Source organism: Anatilimnocola aggregata, assembly GCF_007747655.1.
Classification (GTDB): domain Bacteria; phylum Planctomycetota; class Planctomycetia; order Pirellulales; family Pirellulaceae; genus Anatilimnocola; species Anatilimnocola aggregata.
In genome coordinates, this window is sequence record NZ_CP036274.1 from 1,882,550 (window position 1) to 1,899,195 (window position 16,646).

General features: G+C 58.7%; 13 protein-coding genes. 7 read left to right on the forward strand and 6 right to left on the reverse strand.

Annotation, left to right across the window (positions count from 1 at the left end; translation table 11 throughout):
* Positions 1–116 precede the first annotated feature (116 nt).
* Positions 117–875 carry an SDR family NAD(P)-dependent oxidoreductase gene (locus ETAA8_RS07345; protein ID WP_145087017.1) on the reverse strand — a complete coding sequence of 253 codons (759 nt, stop codon included), beginning with the start codon at positions 873–875 and terminating at the stop codon, positions 117–119.
* A gap of 187 nt (positions 876–1,062) precedes the next feature.
* Between ETAA8_RS07345 and polA the strand changes: the two genes are divergently transcribed.
* The 3 genes from polA (at position 1,063) to ETAA8_RS07360 (ending at position 5,518) form a co-directional block, all read left to right on the forward strand.
* On the forward strand, positions 1,063–4,083 hold the full coding sequence (polA, locus tag ETAA8_RS07350) for a DNA polymerase I (RefSeq protein WP_145087020.1): 3,021 nt from the start codon (positions 1,063–1,065) through the stop codon (positions 4,081–4,083).
* A gap of 128 nt (positions 4,084–4,211) precedes the next feature.
* Entirely contained in the window at positions 4,212–4,946 is a 735-nt protein-coding gene (locus ETAA8_RS07355; protein WP_145087022.1) for a TraR/DksA family transcriptional regulator, read from the forward strand.
* A 200-nt stretch (positions 4,947–5,146) separates the two neighbouring features.
* On the forward strand, positions 5,147–5,518 hold the full coding sequence (locus ETAA8_RS07360) for a nucleotide pyrophosphohydrolase (protein ID WP_145087025.1): 372 nt from the start codon (positions 5,147–5,149) through the stop codon (positions 5,516–5,518).
* Between the two features lie 102 nt (positions 5,519–5,620).
* Here ETAA8_RS07360 and ETAA8_RS07365 read toward each other — a convergent pair whose 3' ends face one another.
* A complete protein-coding gene (locus ETAA8_RS07365) occupies positions 5,621–5,905 on the reverse strand; it encodes an antibiotic biosynthesis monooxygenase family protein (RefSeq protein WP_145087027.1) in 285 nt (94 codons plus the stop codon).
* Positions 5,906–6,058: 153 nt separating this feature from the next.
* Between ETAA8_RS07365 and panB the strand changes: the two genes are divergently transcribed.
* A complete protein-coding gene (panB, locus tag ETAA8_RS07370) occupies positions 6,059–6,856 on the forward strand; it encodes a 3-methyl-2-oxobutanoate hydroxymethyltransferase (protein ID WP_145087030.1) in 798 nt (265 codons plus the stop codon).
* Positions 6,857–6,929: 73 nt separating this feature from the next.
* Here panB and ETAA8_RS07375 read toward each other — a convergent pair whose 3' ends face one another.
* Together ETAA8_RS07375 and ETAA8_RS07380 are read right to left on the reverse strand one after the other, a co-directional pair.
* Entirely contained in the window at positions 6,930–7,520 is a 591-nt protein-coding gene (locus ETAA8_RS07375) for an NfeD family protein (protein ID WP_145087033.1), read from the reverse strand.
* A gap of 18 nt (positions 7,521–7,538) precedes the next feature.
* Positions 7,539–9,779 carry an NfeD family protein gene (locus tag ETAA8_RS07380; protein ID WP_145087036.1) on the reverse strand — a complete coding sequence of 747 codons (2,241 nt, stop codon included), beginning with the start codon at positions 9,777–9,779 and terminating at the stop codon, positions 7,539–7,541.
* Between the two features lie 287 nt (positions 9,780–10,066).
* Between ETAA8_RS07380 and ETAA8_RS07385 the strand changes: the two genes are divergently transcribed.
* The 3 genes from ETAA8_RS07385 to ETAA8_RS07395 all read left to right on the forward strand — a co-directional run bounded on the left by ETAA8_RS07385 (position 10,067) and on the right by ETAA8_RS07395 (position 11,928).
* Positions 10,067–10,609, forward strand: a complete 543-nt coding sequence (locus tag ETAA8_RS07385) for a hypothetical protein (RefSeq protein ID WP_145087038.1) — start codon at positions 10,067–10,069, stop codon at positions 10,607–10,609.
* Positions 10,606–11,325, forward strand: a complete 720-nt coding sequence (locus tag ETAA8_RS07390; protein ID WP_145087041.1) for a hypothetical protein — start codon at positions 10,606–10,608, stop codon at positions 11,323–11,325. The genes ETAA8_RS07385 and ETAA8_RS07390 overlap by 4 nt, the downstream gene beginning before the upstream one ends.
* A 369-nt stretch (positions 11,326–11,694) precedes the next feature.
* Positions 11,695–11,928, forward strand: coding sequence for a hypothetical protein (locus tag ETAA8_RS07395; protein WP_145087043.1), 234 nt, complete (start codon positions 11,695–11,697; stop codon positions 11,926–11,928).
* Between the two features lie 43 nt (positions 11,929–11,971).
* On the opposite strand, the gene ETAA8_RS07400 is transcribed toward ETAA8_RS07395, so the two are convergent.
* Both ETAA8_RS07400 and ETAA8_RS07405 read right to left on the reverse strand, forming a co-directional pair.
* The gene (locus tag ETAA8_RS07400; protein ID WP_202921642.1) at positions 11,972–13,210 is read right to left on the reverse strand and encodes a hypothetical protein; all 1,239 of its coding nucleotides are present in this window, start codon (positions 13,208–13,210) and stop codon (positions 11,972–11,974) included.
* Between the two features lie 38 nt (positions 13,211–13,248).
* Positions 13,249–16,302, reverse strand: a complete 3,054-nt coding sequence (locus ETAA8_RS07405; RefSeq protein ID WP_145087047.1) for a PQQ-dependent sugar dehydrogenase — start codon at positions 16,300–16,302, stop codon at positions 13,249–13,251.
* Positions 16,303–16,646 lie beyond the last annotated feature (344 nt).

Below are 16,646 nucleotides of genomic sequence, written 5' to 3' on the forward strand. Positions count from 1 at the left end.
CCAAATAGCTACTTAGATTGTCTTCAGTTAGTGATTACTTGTCAAGTATCTATGGACTATATGTAGTTGCTGTTTTAACCCGGCTGTTCGACGTGAGACGACGCGCTCGCTCCTTCTCAATCACCTGTGCCAGCGAACACCGACCGACCGCCATCGACGGGCAAGCAGACGCCGGTCAAAAAATCGTTCTCCAGAAAGTGGAGCACTGCTTGGGCCACATGCTGTGGCGTTCCTTCGCGCTTGACGAGCGTACCGGCAATGGCCGCGGCCCGTTCCGCCTCGGGTAGCTCAGCGGGCAACATCACCGGCCCGGGTTGAATGCAATTGACGCGCACGCGCGGATTGCGGTGGGCCAGTTCCACGGCAAAGGTGCGCGTGAGTGCGGGAATCGCCCCCTTCGACGGAAAATAAGCAGCGTAATTCAGGTAGGGCCGAATCGTCGCCCAATCGCCAAACGTCACAAGGCAGCCCCCCGTCGCTTGTTTTACCATCGCCAGTCCGGCGTGTTGGCAGCAGAGGAATGTCGCCAGCGTATTCACTTCCAGATAGTGCCGCACATCGGCTGCGGTCACCTCTTCCAGCTTCTTCGGCTGCCAGATGGCCGCCGTATGCACCAGCGCATCGAGCTGGCCGTATTCACTCAGCACATCGGCCATCAGTTTTTTCACCGCCGTTTCATCGGCCAGGTCGCCTGCGAATGCGTTAGCTTCCCAGCCGCGCGAACGAAACTCCTTCACAGTCTCGGCGGCTTCCTGCGCAGAAGTGCGATAGTGAATGGCCAGTGAATACCCGCGCGCGCCGAGCGCTTCGGCCACGTGCCAACCGACGCGCTGCTTGCCGCTGCCGGTGATGAGAGCCACTTTACGATCGGTCATGCTACTGCCTGTTCTCTGGCGAGAGGATGGTTTGGTGCAGACAGTTTAGTAGCTGCACACGAGGCGAACAGTGTCTAGCCAACTTGACGCTCCCCCATGAGTCCCTACGATGCCAGAACGGCCCCAGGAAAGCGGGGCTTCCTTCTCAAAGCAACGATCGCCACTTGGCATACGAGCGCAGGATATCATGGCAAAAAAAGCGACCTCGCAACCACTGCTCGCCGGCTTCGACGATCCTGCGCCTGCGCCCGCAGTAGCCATTACACCAACACCCGCGACGATCCTGCCTACAGTGCCAGTGGATCACGCGGCACTCGATACGCACGCCGTGGTGGTCAACGAAGCGGCGCTCGCGAAAGCTCCTGCGAACGAACCGCTGAGCCTCAAGGGAAAGCGAGTTTATCTCGTCGATGCCTATTCGCTCATCTATCAAGTGTTTCATGCGCTGCCCGAGATGACCGGCCCTTCCGGCCAGCCCGTCGGGGCGGCGCATGGCTTCGTCCGCGACATGCTCGACCTGATCGAGAACCGCGGAGCCGATTTGTTGATCGCTGCCTTCGACCATCCGAGTGCTACGTTTCGCACGGAACTTTACACCGAGTACAAGGCCAATCGGCAGGAGATGCCGGTCGACTTGCAGCCGCAGATTCCGCTCATTAAGCAGTTCATGGATGCGCTGGGCATTCCCGCGCTGGCGCTCGCAGGTTACGAAGCCGACGACCTGCTCGCAACCCTCGCCCTGCAGGCGCACGAAGCCGGCGCGGAGTGCCTGATTGTGACGAGCGACAAGGATTGCCGTCAGCTGATTACCGATAACGTCCGGCTCTACAACATTCGCAAGAACGAAGCGATGGACGCGGCCGGCCTGCTCGAGGTGTGGGGCATTCGGCCGAATCAGGTCGTCGATTTTCAATCGCTGGTCGGGGACTCGGTCGACAACGTCCCCGGCATTCCAGGCATTGGTCCCAAAACGGCCACGACCTTGTTGCAAAAGTACGAAACGCTCGAAGGGGTCTACGAGCATCTGGATGAACTGAAAGGAAAACAGCGGGAGAATATCGAGAAAGGGCGCGAGTCGGCCTTCATGAGCCGCGATCTCGTGCGGCTCAAGGCCGATCTCGAACTTGACTTTAATTGGAGCATCGGCCTGATCGGCGGCATGCAACCCGCAGTCCTTGCCGAACTCAATCGCCACGCCGGCTTCAAGCAACTGGCCAAGCGGATGGAATCGCTCGCGGCAAAATTCGCCGGCGATGCTCTGCCCACCGCGCCCGGGCCGACGCATGACTTCAGCTCGGCAGAGTTTGTTGCCAAGCGAGAAATCGTGGCCAGTTCCCCCGCGGCGGAAGTTGTCTCGCGCCCCATGGTCGCCACGGCCGATCCGTGGATCGTCGACTATCGCACCGTCGCCACGGTGGAACAACTCGACGAACTGATCGAGCAGATGAAGCAGCAGAAGGAAATCGTCATCGATACCGAGACGACTTCGCTCCGTGCGCGACAGGCCGAGATTGTTGGCTATTCCTTCTGCTGGACTCCAGGCGTCGCTTATTACCTGCCCGTTCGCGCGCCAGCTGGTGAGACAGTTATCGATCCGCAACTCGCACTCGAGAAACTGCGCCCCGTGCTCGAAGACCCGCAGATTGCCAAGGTGGGCCAGAACATCAAGTACGATCAGTTGATTCTACGCTCCGCCGGTGTGACACTGCGCGGCGTGGCCTTCGATACGATGGTCGCCGACTATCTGATCGATCCGGGCGAGCGGAGTCATAACCTCGACGACCTGGCTGTGCGGCATCTGGGGCACCAAAACATCACCATCGATACACTGATCGGCACGGGTAAAAACCAGAAGCGCATGGACGAAGTGCCGGTGGCCATCATCACGCAGTACGCGGCCGAAGATGCCGATGTGCCCCTGCGGTTGAAGGCCGTGCTCGAACCGCGACTGGCCGAGCAGGATTTGCTGCCGCTGTTTCACGAACTGGAGATCCCTCTCATCGACGTGCTGGCCGAGATGGAATTCAACGGCATTCGCGTCGATCGCGAGCGGCTGAAACAACTCGATGAACAGTTTACGCTAAGGATTGCCGCGCTCGAAAAAGAGATCTACGAAATTGCCGGGGCCGAGTTCAACATCGATTCGCGGCTGCAACTATCGAAGCTGCTGTTCGAAGATCTGAAGCTGCCGATCGTCAAACGAACGAAGACCGGCCCGAGTACCGACGTCGACGTGCTCGAAGAACTCGCGCGGCTCCATCCGCTGCCGGCGAAGATCATCGACTATCGGCAGAATTCGAAATTGCAAAGCACGTATGTCCTCGCGCTGCAGGAATTGATTCATCCTGGCACAGGCCGCGTGCATACGTCGTTCAAGCAAGATGTCGCGGCCACCGGTCGCCTCAGTTCGCAAGATCCGAACTTGCAGAACATCCCTGTGCGGAGCGAAGCAGGGCGCGCCATCCGCTCGGCATTCTTGCCCGGGCCAGATGGTTGGCTTCTCATGACCGCTGACTATTCGCAAATCGAACTGCGGGTGCTCGCGCACTTTTCCGGCGATGTCACGCTGCAACAGGCGTTCATTCTTGACCGCGATATTCACACGCAAGTGGCCAGCGATGTGTATGGCGTGCCGCTCGAGCAGGTGACGCGCGAAATGCGCCGCAATGCCAAGGCAATCAACTTCGGCATCATCTATGGCCAGAGCCCGTTTGGGCTTTCGAAGGCCCTCGATATCAGCCAGGGCGATGCAGCGGAATTCATCGAAGCCTATTTTTCGCGCCTCCCCGGCGTCGAAAAATTCATGGAGCAAGTGCTGCTCGACTGCCGCCGCGTCGGCTGGGTGAGCACGATTCTTGGTCGTCGTCGCCCGGTCCAGGGGGTACGCGATCCGCGCGTCCAGGTGAACAAGCGCCAGCGGACGCTCCCCGAGCGCATCGCCATCAACACCGTCATTCAAGGCTCCGCTGCTGATATTATCAAGCGGGCAATGATCAACGTCCATCGTCGGCTGGCAAAAGAGCAGCTGCAATCTCGCTTGCTCCTGCAAATTCATGACGAACTGGTGTTCGAGTTTCCGCCCGATGAGCAGGAGCGCCTGGCGCAATTGGTCGGGGAAGAAATGTCCACCGCCGCGCAGCTCAGCGTGCCACTCAAGGTCGACGTAAAGACGGGTCCCAACTGGGCCGCCTGCGAGGTGCTGGAATAATCGACACGCGGTCAGCGCGGCGCGAGGTTTGCTACTGGTGAGTGCTCGCATCGATCCGCGCCGGTCGTATTTCAGCCAGAGAAGATTCACCAGCGCTCTCATCAACGACTAGCAGGGAGTCAAACCCGATGAAGACGCGCGATTTAGAGCACTTTCGGGAAGAACTTGTTGTGCTCCGCGACCGCTTGCTGGGCGTAGTATCGGCGGTTACCGATCAAACGCGTCAGCCGAGTGGCGGTCAAGGTGACTCCGAATTGTCCAATGCTCCCATGCATCTTGCGGACATGGGAACCGAAGAATATCTGCACGATCTGAATGCCACGCTGCTGGAAAACGAAGAACAGCTAGTAGCCGAGGTCCGCGATGCGATTGCCCGGATTGATGCTGGCACGTTTGGCGTTTGTGACAATTGCGACCAGGCCATTGCCCGCGAACGGTTGCAGGCGATGCCATTTGTAAAACACTGCGTCGTTTGTGCCGAGGCCATTGATCACAGCGAAACGGTCAATTTCAATCGTGGCCGCCCCAGCACTCCGCGCGACACGCTCGCCCCAGAAGGGGAAATGAACGAGAACCGCTCGCGGACCAGTCAGCGGCCGCTGAGCGAGATCTCGGCCGATGCCGGCGAAGAATTTTCCGATGATTCGCATGCTGTGGGAACTGCTGGTGGTGGCACGGCCGTCGGCGGCCTGGCAGGGACCAACATTGGCCGCGGCGATCCCAGCATTGCCGACCTGCAAGATGCTTCGGGAAGCAGCGACTTCGACCGCACCGATGCCCGCGATGATAACGGCCCCGTGCCGCACGCGGCGCGCAACGGCGTGCCTATTCGTGGCACGCCAAAATCGAAACGCACCCGCTAACGAGTTATTGCCAGCCCGCGATTGCAGCTATTGTCATCGATCTTCATTAGCGCTCTCTCAGTCACTAGCGGTCTGGCCAACTGCGGCAAAGGAACTTTGCCAGCGGTGGCGTACTCTGCGCGCACCACGTCACGCCGAACCGAAAGGAGAAATGTTATCTTGCTGACAGCCACCGCTTCTCAGCGACGAAGGAATAACTCATGCCCGCCGATGCGACGACAACCGTGCAGCAACTCAAAGAGATCATGCGGGCCTTTGTCGCCGAGCGCGACTGGCAGCAGTTTCATTCGCCCAAGAACTTGAGCATGTCGCTCGCCATCGAGGCGGCGGAATTGATGGAGCACTTTCAGTGGATCGATGTGCCCGCCTCGCGGCAGGTGAAAGATGAACCTGCTAAGCTCGCTGCTATCGGCGAGGAACTGGCCGATGTTCTCTGTTATGCACTGGCCCTGTCCAACGAACTAGGGCTCGACTTAAGTGAGACCATCCGCGCGAAGATGGTCAAAAATGCCACGAAATACCCCGCAGCGGAATTTCGCGGCCGGTATGGGAAGGATGATCTTCCTACTTAGCCCGACGCGTCAGCGAGGGGATATTCAGAACTTACGTTCGTTCGCAGCAGATGATCGACCATCGTGTCCCCTGGCTGACGCGTCGGGCTAAGTGAATAAGGCTTAGTGTTTGTAGACTTTGTGCTGCGGGCGACCGGAGAGGATTTGTTCTTTGCCCCAGTTGGTAACGTCGCGGAACGCCTGGCTGCGGATGAACTCGCCAAAGGCGTTCTCGTCCGACCATTCGCTGGTGATCAGGTACGAAGCATCGTCGGCCACATCTTTCCACAATGTCGACGAAGTGTGACCCGGAGCAGCCTTGAGCGCCGTAATGACGGCGGCAAACTTCCCCTCAAAATCCTGTTGCTTGCCTGGAAGGACGTGATAGTTCATGCCGACAGTAATCATGGCTTGGCCTCGGAGTGAGCAATGAGAGAGAATGTGTCTTGTTAACAAGTCCCGCATTCTACCGCAGCCTGCGAGCGCCGGGTTGCCCCTCTCGACCTTCGCAACGACAATGCGGATGGTCGCTTTCCGTTGTGCCTTTGCAGAAATCTCTCCATGAAACGCCCGGCTCGCATTACCGTTCCCCAACTGGTCCGCATGAAGGAAGCTGGTGAGGCCATCACCATGCTGACGGCCTATGACTATCCCACGGCAGCGCTGGTCGATGCCGCGGGAGTCGAAGCGGTGCTTGTTGGCGATAGCCTGGCGATGGTCGTGCAAGGGCACGAAACGACATTGCCGGTCACCTTCGAGCAGATCAAGTATCACGCCGAAATGGTCGGCCGCGCGGTGCAACACGCGCTGGTCATTGTCGATCTGCCGTTTCCTACGAACCACCTGGGCGTCCATCGAGTGATCGAACTGGCTGGTCAACTGCTCAAAGAGTGCCGCGTGCAGGCGGTGAAGCTTGAAGGCGGGGCCGATCAGGCGAACGTGATTGCCGGCCTAACCACAGCTGGCATTCCTGTGATGGCGCACGTCGGTCTGCGACCGCAGAACGTCCACAACATGGGGGGCTATAAAGTGCAGCGCGACGCTGAACGGCTGATGGCCGATGCCAAGGCGGCGCAAGATGCTGGTGCGTTTGGCATCGTGCTGGAATGCATCCCGGCCGAGGATGCCGCGTGGATTTCGCGCGAACTAAAGATTCCCACCATCGGCATTGGTGCTGGCGCGCAGTGCGATGGTCAGGTACTGGTTCTGCACGATCTGCTCGGGCTCACGAATGGTTTCGTCCCCAAATTCGTCAAGCAATATGCCGACCTGCGCAGCACCATCACCGACGCCGTGACCAACTATCGCGATGAAGTCCGGGCTGGGAAGTTCCCGACGAAGGAACAAGAGTTTAAGTAGGTGAAGCAGGGAGGAAGCGAGAAAGGGATGAAGGGTTGAAGAGAGAAAATGCGGTTCGACGTTCTCTTCATCTCTACCCCTTCGTCCCCTCCTCCGCAAACGGATCCTCAATATCCGCAGGCAGCGGAGCATCGGCGGGGGATGTCTGCACGAGTTGAGCCGGCTCGAAAGGGCGATCGTCGACGCGGACGATGAGGCGCTGGGTAGAAATCTGTACCACGATAATCGGCTGCCCAGCTTCGATGCTCGCTCCTTCGCTGATGGCGTCATAGTTGTGCCCTTCGACGTGTACGATGCCGCCGGGCAGCATCAGGCTCTTCGCCACACCCCGCTTGCCAACCAAGGCCTGCAAGCCGCGATAGGCGACGGTCTCGGGCAGCACTTCATCGGCATGCGATGGGCGGGGAATAAGAATCAGTTTGCCGATTGCCGTCTCGGGCCAGTAATGAACGGCTGCAAACAGCACTCCGGGGACAAGTACCATGATTCCCAGTAAAAACACCGCGCCGGTATTCGAGCCCGACATAAACCCCAGTACGACGGAACCAATCAGCGACAGCCCACAGAGCAGGCCCAACATGCCCCCCGAGGGAACGAAGAATTCGAGCACGAGAAAGAAGAGCCCGAGAGCCAGCAGAATGAGTGCCCAAATGAAATAGTCCATACCGTCGATTCTACTCGCCTAAGTCACTTCGCGCACCAGCACGCGGCTCCCGATGACATCGGTCACGATCACGCTCGCTCCCTTGGGGATCATTTCGCCCGCACTGACCACGTCGACCATTTCGTCGCCGAAGAGTGCTTTGCCCGACGGGAAGAGTGCCGTGGTCGTTTGACCCCGCTTACCAGCCAGATGCGCCCACTGCACCAGTTGTTCGCGCTCCAGCCGCTCTTCGAGTTCTTCGTTTTGTGGTGGCTTCAGAATCATGCGATTGAAGTAGGGCGTATCGGGCAGAAACCGCCGAATAGCTGCGATCGCCGCAATGCCGCCCGTGATGCCCACCACCAGAATCGTCAGGGAGATCGGCATCTGCTGCAGCTGATAAGTATTGCTAGGCAGGATGAATGTTTGGCTAGCGAGCACAATCGAAGAGACAATCATCAGGCCGCCGCCCAGCCCAAAAATAAACGTGCCGGGAACGACGAACAGTTCGATCAGCACGCAGACGATACCACCCAGGAACAGGCAAATCTCCAGCCCTGTCGCATTGCCGTGCAAAAACTGCGACCAGAAGTAAAGCACAAAGCAAAGGAGCGAAATGAACCCCGGTAGCCCCAGCCCCGGCGAGGAGAATTCAATCATCAGCGCAAACATGGCGACGAAAAGGAGCATTGCCGAGATGCGTGGGTCTGACAACCATTCGACAGCTGCGAGGGCCCAGTTCGAACGGACGGCGGGGAGTTCCCCTTCGAGATGATACAGGCTCTTGAACTCTTCCTGATTCTGCACCACGTGCGTCGCGAGACCGGTCTCAACCGCTGTCTTGGTATCGAGCCCCCGCGTCAGCCGCAGCGCACTTGCGCCGCGCTGCCAATCTTCTTTGTCGGGCAAGGTCGACCACTCGGCGGGCGATAAATAGAGCGTCTCGGCCAGGCCGACTCGCTGATATGGCCAGACTTCGGTGGTCGAATCGATCATCGCAAGTGGCAGCGACCAGTTTCGCTGGCGCTGAGCGGCGATCTGTTGCAGCGGCGCTTTCACCGCCTCGCGCTGGCGGGCGGTGAAGGTGGCATCACCTGGTCCGCCGAGGATGACACTATCGCCAACGATCAAATCGTCGCAGGCCCAGGCAATCAGTCCAGAATCGGCAAGTGCTTGCCGCGGCACGAACGCGACCGTCCGCACTTCTTTGTCGAGTTGGGCGAGAAACGAAGCGAGTTCGATGCTCTCGTCGAGATTGCCGCCGCCACTCGTGATGAAGATGCACAGCAGGTTGAAATCGTTCTTCTGCCGATGATCTTCCACCACGCGGCGAATCCAACTCACCTTCTGATTTGTGATTGGCCCGTCCAGATCGACCCGTATCGGCCGCCAGCCATCCTCGGGCATCAGCGGCGCGCGCAGGGCAGACGGAGCCAGGTTAAGGGCCGTCGCCAGCGACTGTTTGTCTTCGGCCAGGTGCGTGGCAAAACCGTGATAGCGCATCTCGGTGCCGTTGAGCGAATGGGGTTCACCCGAGCGAAAGATGGTTTCTTCTTTCTTGACCACGCCCTGCGCTCGCAGTCCCGCGAGGGCCTCGGCCGCTTCATAGCGAACGCCGTCGGTCGTCGAGACTTTGAAGACTTCAAGTTCGGTATCGAGCATGCCCAGCGCGACCGCGGCCGGCACGGTGCGGCGGCGGAGCGCGAACTCGCGATAGGCTCCGCGCATTGTGTCGTCGAGCAGTTTTTCGTCGACGCCAGCGGAACCAAATTCCGCCTCTTTAGCCATCACAATTTGTTCGCAGGCCAGCACCGGCAGCACCGCATGACCCTGCACCGCGTGGGGCAGATAGGCGACCGTCTTGACCTGCGCCAGCGATTCAGCCACCAGGAACTTGGCCAGCGAATGTGCGCGGCCGAAGTCGCTCCCCGTGCCGGCGGTATCAGGGGCCGAGCGAAACTCCAGAACCAGCGTCGGCCGTTTGGCATCTTTGGGAAAACGCTTCAGCGCGCGGGCGATCTGGCTTTGCACCAACTGATCGGCATTGCCAACCAGGGGCAGGGGAACTTGAATCAGCACGGCCGCGGAATTGGCCGGCTTCTCGCCGGCCTCTTTAGCCGGCACCGGCTGATCGTTTTGGGCTAGCAACGAGCTGGCTTGATGAGAGCCCGCAAGACCATAGCACGATAGCGACAGGAGCCCGAGCAACGTCAGCATCCGGGCTGTTCGCCAGCTACCATTCGGCCGCGCGAGCGCGGGTTGATAACGAGTCTTTTGCATGGCTCCACGTAGCACCGCGGCGGGCACCTTGACTGGCAGCACGGCGAACGACCAGCAGCAAAGCCCGGGCGTTCGCAAGTTCACAGTTCGGGTAATTATAGGCTGCCTGGGCTCGCAGGCGAGCGGGCAAACCTGTTCACCCGTTATTCGTCGACTGCGGGCCGCTATTGTCCGGTCAATCCCCACAATGCTAATGCGGCTGGTAGCTTCGGGTTGCGCCGCTCGCGGTCACCCACGTTAGCCGATCGCTGTTTCCCCGCTGGTGAAGATCGGGCTAAGATGGAAATATGACGTTGCGGCTGCTGCCAGTGTTGTCCGGCCTGTTCCTGCTGCTAACCCTGGTTGGCTGCAGTTACTCACCGCTGCCTACCCAGGTTGCGCAGGCAACGCGAACTGCGCCCGGTGAAGGCAATGCAACTGTCAACGAAACAACTTCGCCCGCAGAAAGCCAGCCTCCCACGACCGAAGCCATCACTTGGGAGCGGCTTGATATTGGCATGGAGCCCGATTCCGTTTATCAACCGTGGATGCTCAAGGAGCAGGTGAAGGTGCTGGAAGGAATGCCCGTGCGAATCAAGGGTTACATGCACGGGGCTCTCTTCCAGAAGAACAACATTCGCACGTTTCATCTGCTGCGTGAGGTCGACTGTCCGTTCGGTCCCGGTGGCCAGGCCCACCATGCGATTGAAGTCGAATTGCAAGGCTCGCTGCGCACTTCGTTCACCAAAGACGAACGGACGATTGAAGGTATTTTCAGCGTCGTCCCGGTCAAAGGCGAAAACGGCAACACCTGGTCGCTCTATCGCATTGCAGGAACTTCCATTCAATGAAGCTCAACTACTACGCCACGCTCGGCGTCACCGTCTGTTCGCTGGTCATGTTCACCGGCTGCCCGGTGACTCAGGCGACTCATGAAGGCAGTCGCTTAGAGCCCGTGGTGGTCGAAAATTTGCTCGTCGAGCCCGCAGCCGACAATCAGCCCGGCGATGCTCCCCTCGCGCAGTCCCCTGCGGTCGTTGCTCCCACAACTCCTGCTGAATCTACCGGCGATGCGCTCACCGCTGCTGAGCCAGCCAAGGAAGAGCCAAAACCAGACGAGCCTAAAAAGCCAGCCAGCGATGCGAATCCGACGGTTCGTCCCAAGGCCGACCGCACGCCGCGCAAAGCTGGCGATCCGATCAAGATCACGTTCGACAACATCATCATCGGCATGCAGGCCGATATCGCCTATCGTCCTTGGATGCTCAAGGACGAAGTGAAAGAACTCGATGGTCAGCGGGTGTCGATCACTGGTGTGATGTGGGGTGCCGAATTGACGCGGAAGCTCGATTCGTTCGTGTTGCTCCGCAACAAAGAGTGCAAGTACGGCCCCGGCGGCCAGGCCGACCACCTGGCCAAAATCGAACTCAAGCCTGGCACCAAGACGACACTCACGGCAGCGACCGTTCGCGTCGAAGGTGTATTGCGCATCCAACCCGAGACTGGAACCGACGGCAACACCTGGTCGCTCTACGTCATCGACGATGCCAAGGTCACGGTGCAGTAGTGCCAACGTGTACAGGTAACAGTAGTGGTGTCACTCCAAAAGTCTTGGCACCATTCGGCCGGAATATTAAGCATCGCATCGAGTCCAACCGCGTTCGCCGTTCTTGAGCGAGCGGGACTGCCACCATTCGTGTGATAGCTATGCTAAGCGTGCTGGGCGAACGGGGACGGAAGGTTTCGATTGCGAGATCACTGAAGAGGGCTTTTGTCTTCTAGGTAGTTTCTGGATGAAGTGGCAAAGCGGCATCGGTAGCGAACGAAAGCGGATTGCCGCAACTTGCTTCTGAGCCGAGACTTCGGATGGGAGTTTTCTTAGAATCGATTCTTTAATCCTCGTAGTGCCTGCCAAAGCACCTTCAGGTTTCTTCCCATGAAGTTTCGTTACTCTTGGCAGGAGGTTGAGGTTCCACCTCGCCTCGAACTGGTCGACAGGGTTTGCAAGAACTCGGTCGCTCTCGTGGTCTTCGATCCAGAGACACAAACCTGGGAATGGACTCGATATACCACACCAACGTTGCACGGTGCCCCGGCGGCCTCGGGTTCTACGAGTCAAGGGCCAAGTGAAGCCATGCGGCAAGTGCTCGAAGGTTTGCGAGATGCTTAAGCCTGGAAGCGAAAGGCATTGTTGAAGTCACCGGAGTTGTGAGTTAAGACGGCTTGCCTGGTGCGCTGGGCCAATCGGCGGGCTGATAAGCAATGTCGAGATAGGGCGTCTCGATGGGCTGCGAAGTGGCATAGCTTTTCATCGCGGCGTTGATGATGCCGGTGGTGAGTAGAGTCCGCTCGACGGGATAAGCTGGCCTGCCGGTACGAACCATCTGCTCGATGGCTTTGAGCAAGTACCCGAAGTGACCGAAGGGGGCTTCGTTCTGCACGGCAAACCAGGTGGCTACCGGTTTGGGCTGTCCCTTAAGCTTGGCAGCAAAGGAAGAATTCCGCGTGACGCCATTCGCCATCGCGACGGTGGCGCGGAGACCGTCGCGATACTCAATCAGGTAGAAGGCGGCCCTTGAATCGAGCAGTTTTTCCGGCTCTCCCTTCTTTTCTTCCGGCGTGGTCGCGAGCGCCGCATCGAACAGTTCTCGCGACCAACGTCCCGCTTTTTGCGCTGCCCAAATCGCATCTCTCTTCACGACTTCAATTCGCCTGACGCCCGTCTCGCCACCTCGACGCCGTTCGACCATGCACTGCAAAACCTCGACGGCATGAAAGCCGTAGCTTTCGAGCGACGAATAGCCAATGGCGAGAGCTTCTTCGATTTGACATTCGCGCTCGAGTACCAGTGGCGGCAAGCGCCAGGCAACTGGCAACGACGAACCAGCCATGAAGGGGAACTTCATTTCGCGCGCGGTTTTTGCCATGTGCTCGGCATCGGGCCAGTTGTAGCTCAGGTGCTTGTCGTTGAAGACGGGGACCACCTTGCCGACACGCTTGAACGTCTTCACCACCTCGTCGAACAGTCGGCGGCGCGGATACATCTTCTGGCCGGTAACGGGGTCGTTCGGATAGTTGCCGTGCTCGCCCACAATCAGCACGCCGGAGACGGCCAGGTCATCGCTGCCCAGCGTGAGGGCTTCGTCAATCGAGCGAGCCAAGCGAAAGCCATGCTTTTCTGACAGCCCGCGGCTCAGATCCCGCGGATGCTCTTGCTCGACGAAGAGCGAAGTCAGTTTTAGATCGGGCCCAGGGCCGCCATCGTGCTCATAGCCCGATACGATCTTCGTGAAGATCACGTCGGCGTGATTGTTGGGGCCATAAGTGGTGGTAATTCCGGCGACGGGGAGTTTCGCTTTCGGCTCCACGGCAAACGCCAATGGAGCTGCGATGCCAGCTGCCATGCCAGCTGCGATGGAAGTTTCCAGAAATGTGCGTCGCGTGGAATTCATGGAGATACATCCCATCCGATGGCGCTCAACCAGTGCAATTACTTCAAACTGGACAAGTAGGCGAGCAAGTCTGCGACTTGCGCCGCGGTGAAATCGCGCAGGAGCAAATCGGGCATGAGCGACTTCCGCTGAGGGAACAACGCTTCAATCTCGTCGGTCGCCAGCCGATGCTGCTTGTTCTGCATGTCCTTGATGACGATGGCTGCGTCGGTTTTCTCGACCATGAGTCCCGTAATTACCGTGCCCGCTTTGGTCTCCACCAGCCAGCCGGCGTACTTGGGATCGATGCTGGCCGAAGGTTGCAAAATACTGTCGAGCAATTTGGAGCGATCGAGTTTCTTGCCGATGGCACTCAGGTCCGGTCCTAGCTCGCCCCCTTTCCCTTCGCTGCGGTGACAATTGCGACACTGCGTCACTGTTGATTCGTGAAACAATTGGCGGCCGCGGGAACTGTCGCCCGTCATTGCCAGAATCTCTTGAGGACGGATCGACTCACCCAACCGCTTGGTCCGTTGTTCCTCGGGCACAAAGGGCTCGAACAAATCGCGAATGGCAAGATCAGCCTGCTGCAGCGCCGCCTCAATGGCCAGTTGGCGATTGGGCTCAGCAAGCTTTCGTTGACGAACCGCATGAGCCAGACGCAGGGCGTGCCCCGGTGTTGAAAGCAACTCAGCAATGGCCGCTGAGCGGTCTGCTGCTGCAGTGTCGTTTGCGAGTTGGGTCAGCTTGGCGGATTCACTTTCGGCAGGTTTGCCGGGCAACGAGGCAATCCAATCGTGAATCAGGGAGACCCCCTGATGATCGACAAGCTTAGAGCCCAAGTGGGGCATGTGTCCCGGTCCCGACTTCGCCAGTCGAAAGAGGAGCACCGAGCGATAAGGATCGGCGGAGGCCAGTATCCGCGCATCGCGAATGCCAAAGGTTCCCTGGATTGGTCGCAGGTCCAGAGCTTTGATCTTGGTAAGTGGCAGGTCATGCTGCAGATAAATATGCGCGGAGCCACCGCCGTTAAAGCGATGACAATGCGAGCAGTTGACGTGCAGATAGGCCCGGGCGCGGAGATCCAAATTCGCACTGCCATCGCGCAGATCGGCCAGCCGAGGAAGTTGTTCCGGCGGCTTCGGCCCTCCGTCCTGCGCCGTGGGGTCTTTGGGATCAGGTGGGTCAGTCACGTCGACCAGCACGCCAATGTGCTTGAGCGTGCGGATTTGATTATCGGTGACTGAGCCAAAGTCGTGCGAACGATTCAGCTGAGCGATGTTGAAAGCCAGCGTGTGCTCGGACCAAGGATTGTGACAACGAATGCAGTCCATCCGCGAGGCAAACAGCCAGTTCTGGACGCGCTTGCCACCCGGTGCCTGCGCATCCTCAACGTGCCAGGTGCGCGACTTCCCCTCGGCAGCAACGAGCACAGCATCGGTTTGCTGCTCGTTCCACTCGTAGCTGTAGCCGCGCCAATCGATGCCGTCGAAATGGAGCACCTGTGTTTCGATACGTCGCCGGCTGGCGGGATCGCCTTGGATCAAGTCGAGCGAGAGCGTCTTCGTGAGCACAGTCTCGGCAGGAAAATCCATAATTCGGCTGCCTTGCTTCCCCGGGATGAGCATGGCCCGCGAATGCAGACCGATGGAAGTTTTCTCAGGCAATGCCAGGTAACGCTGGGCAACTGCATAGTCGGACCATTGCTCGGCGTTGATCGAAAAGGGAAGCACTCCCGGTGCCACGCGATGCTCTGCTACCGAGTCGAAAATGCCGGTGTCGCTCAACTTGCGGGGGAACTGCAAATGGGTAGGCTTCGCCTCGTTGCGGGCGAGCACGTGAATCGTGCCCGCATCGTTGTCCAAGAGATACAGCTCACCTTGTTCGTCCTCTGCAAAGTCGACAATGCGCACCGTCGGCTCCACGAGTTCGCGGTACTGGCCGACGCTTTGCTCCTCAACCTTGGCCCCCCAGATGCGCCGCGTCTCCCAATCTCCGAAGATGTATATGCCATACAGTTCGGGAAACTGCCGGCCTCGATAGACATATCCTCCGGTCACCGAGGCTCCGTCGGTGTGGGGAATATCGATGGTGGGAGGAATGACCGGCGTGGGACCGGGAATCCCCTCGGTGTGAACGGACTGTCGGCCTTCGACCAGACTCCAGCCATAGTTTTCTCCCTTGCGCACCCGATAGATCAACTCCCACAGTTCCCAGCCCACATCGCCCACCCAAAGTTCGCCGGTAAGTCGGTCGAAACTCATCTTCCAGGGATTGCGCAGACCATAGGCCCAGTTCTCGCCGCGCGCTTTGTCGAGCGACACGAACGGGTTGTCGCCGGGAATGACATAGGGCCGTTTAGAGTCGGCCGGATGAACGTCGATTCTTAAAATCGAAGACAGTAAGTCGGACAGGTCCTGACCCGTATTCTTGCCATCGGGGGGAAAGGCTTCACCGCCATCGCCAGTCGAGATGTAGAGGTATCCATCCCGGCCAAACTTGAGGCAGCCGCCGTTATGTCCCCCTTCGAGCCACGTGATAATTGTTTTCTCACTGGCAACTTCGCAGCGGGGCGGATTCGTGTCACTCACCTTCAGACGCACGACGCGCGTTCCGTCTGGGTCTTGCGGCCGGCCTCCGCGCCGATGAACCACGTAGCACACATAACAGAAGCGGTTCTGCTCGAAGCGAGGATCAAAGGTGAGGCCGTACAGCGCATGAAATTCGATAGGCTGCTTCTCGTGCTCACTGAGTTGTTTCGCGAGTTCGGTGCAGTCCAGAAAGAGATCTGGCTTGGCTTTCGAACCCTCAACGGGAAATGAGTAGATCTTTCCCAGTCTTTCGGCGACGAACCAACGCTTGGTTCCCGGCGCGCCTGTAAGGACAGTGGGGCCAGTGAATTGAATGTCCGGATAGACTCGCTCCGCTCGAAACGGCGGCGGTGGTTCCGGTTGACCGTGGAATTTGGAAGTGGTCCACGGCGTGCGACTGGTTAAGCCAAAAGGGGCGTCGGCACTGGCAGCAAGGGATGCCTGAGCTAGAAGGACCAACGCTATCAACCACGGGTTGTTACGCATGGCTGCATTATTGGCGTCCGCCGAGAGCCAATCCATACCCAGTGATGCGATCAACCCGAGAGATATGACTGAAAGTCTTGAACGTTGAGTGCTTGAAAAAGGCGGACTGGGATAACCGCACGCTGACTTTAGACGCTGACCTGTTTGCCTGCTCAGCTACCCAGGAGTCCGATTCTGGGCTCAACTTGCGTCCTGAACAAAAGCCCCTTACCAAAGGAGGGGTCTAACGATGGCCAATTCATTTCGCACAGTTCGATTTCGCACAGTTCGCGTACCGCCAATTCGATCAAGTGGCGCAACTTGGTCTAAAACGCGTGTAAGACCCGCCGATCAATCTGGTATACACCCGCAGTTCAGTAGTGCGTCTCCAGGTCCTCGTC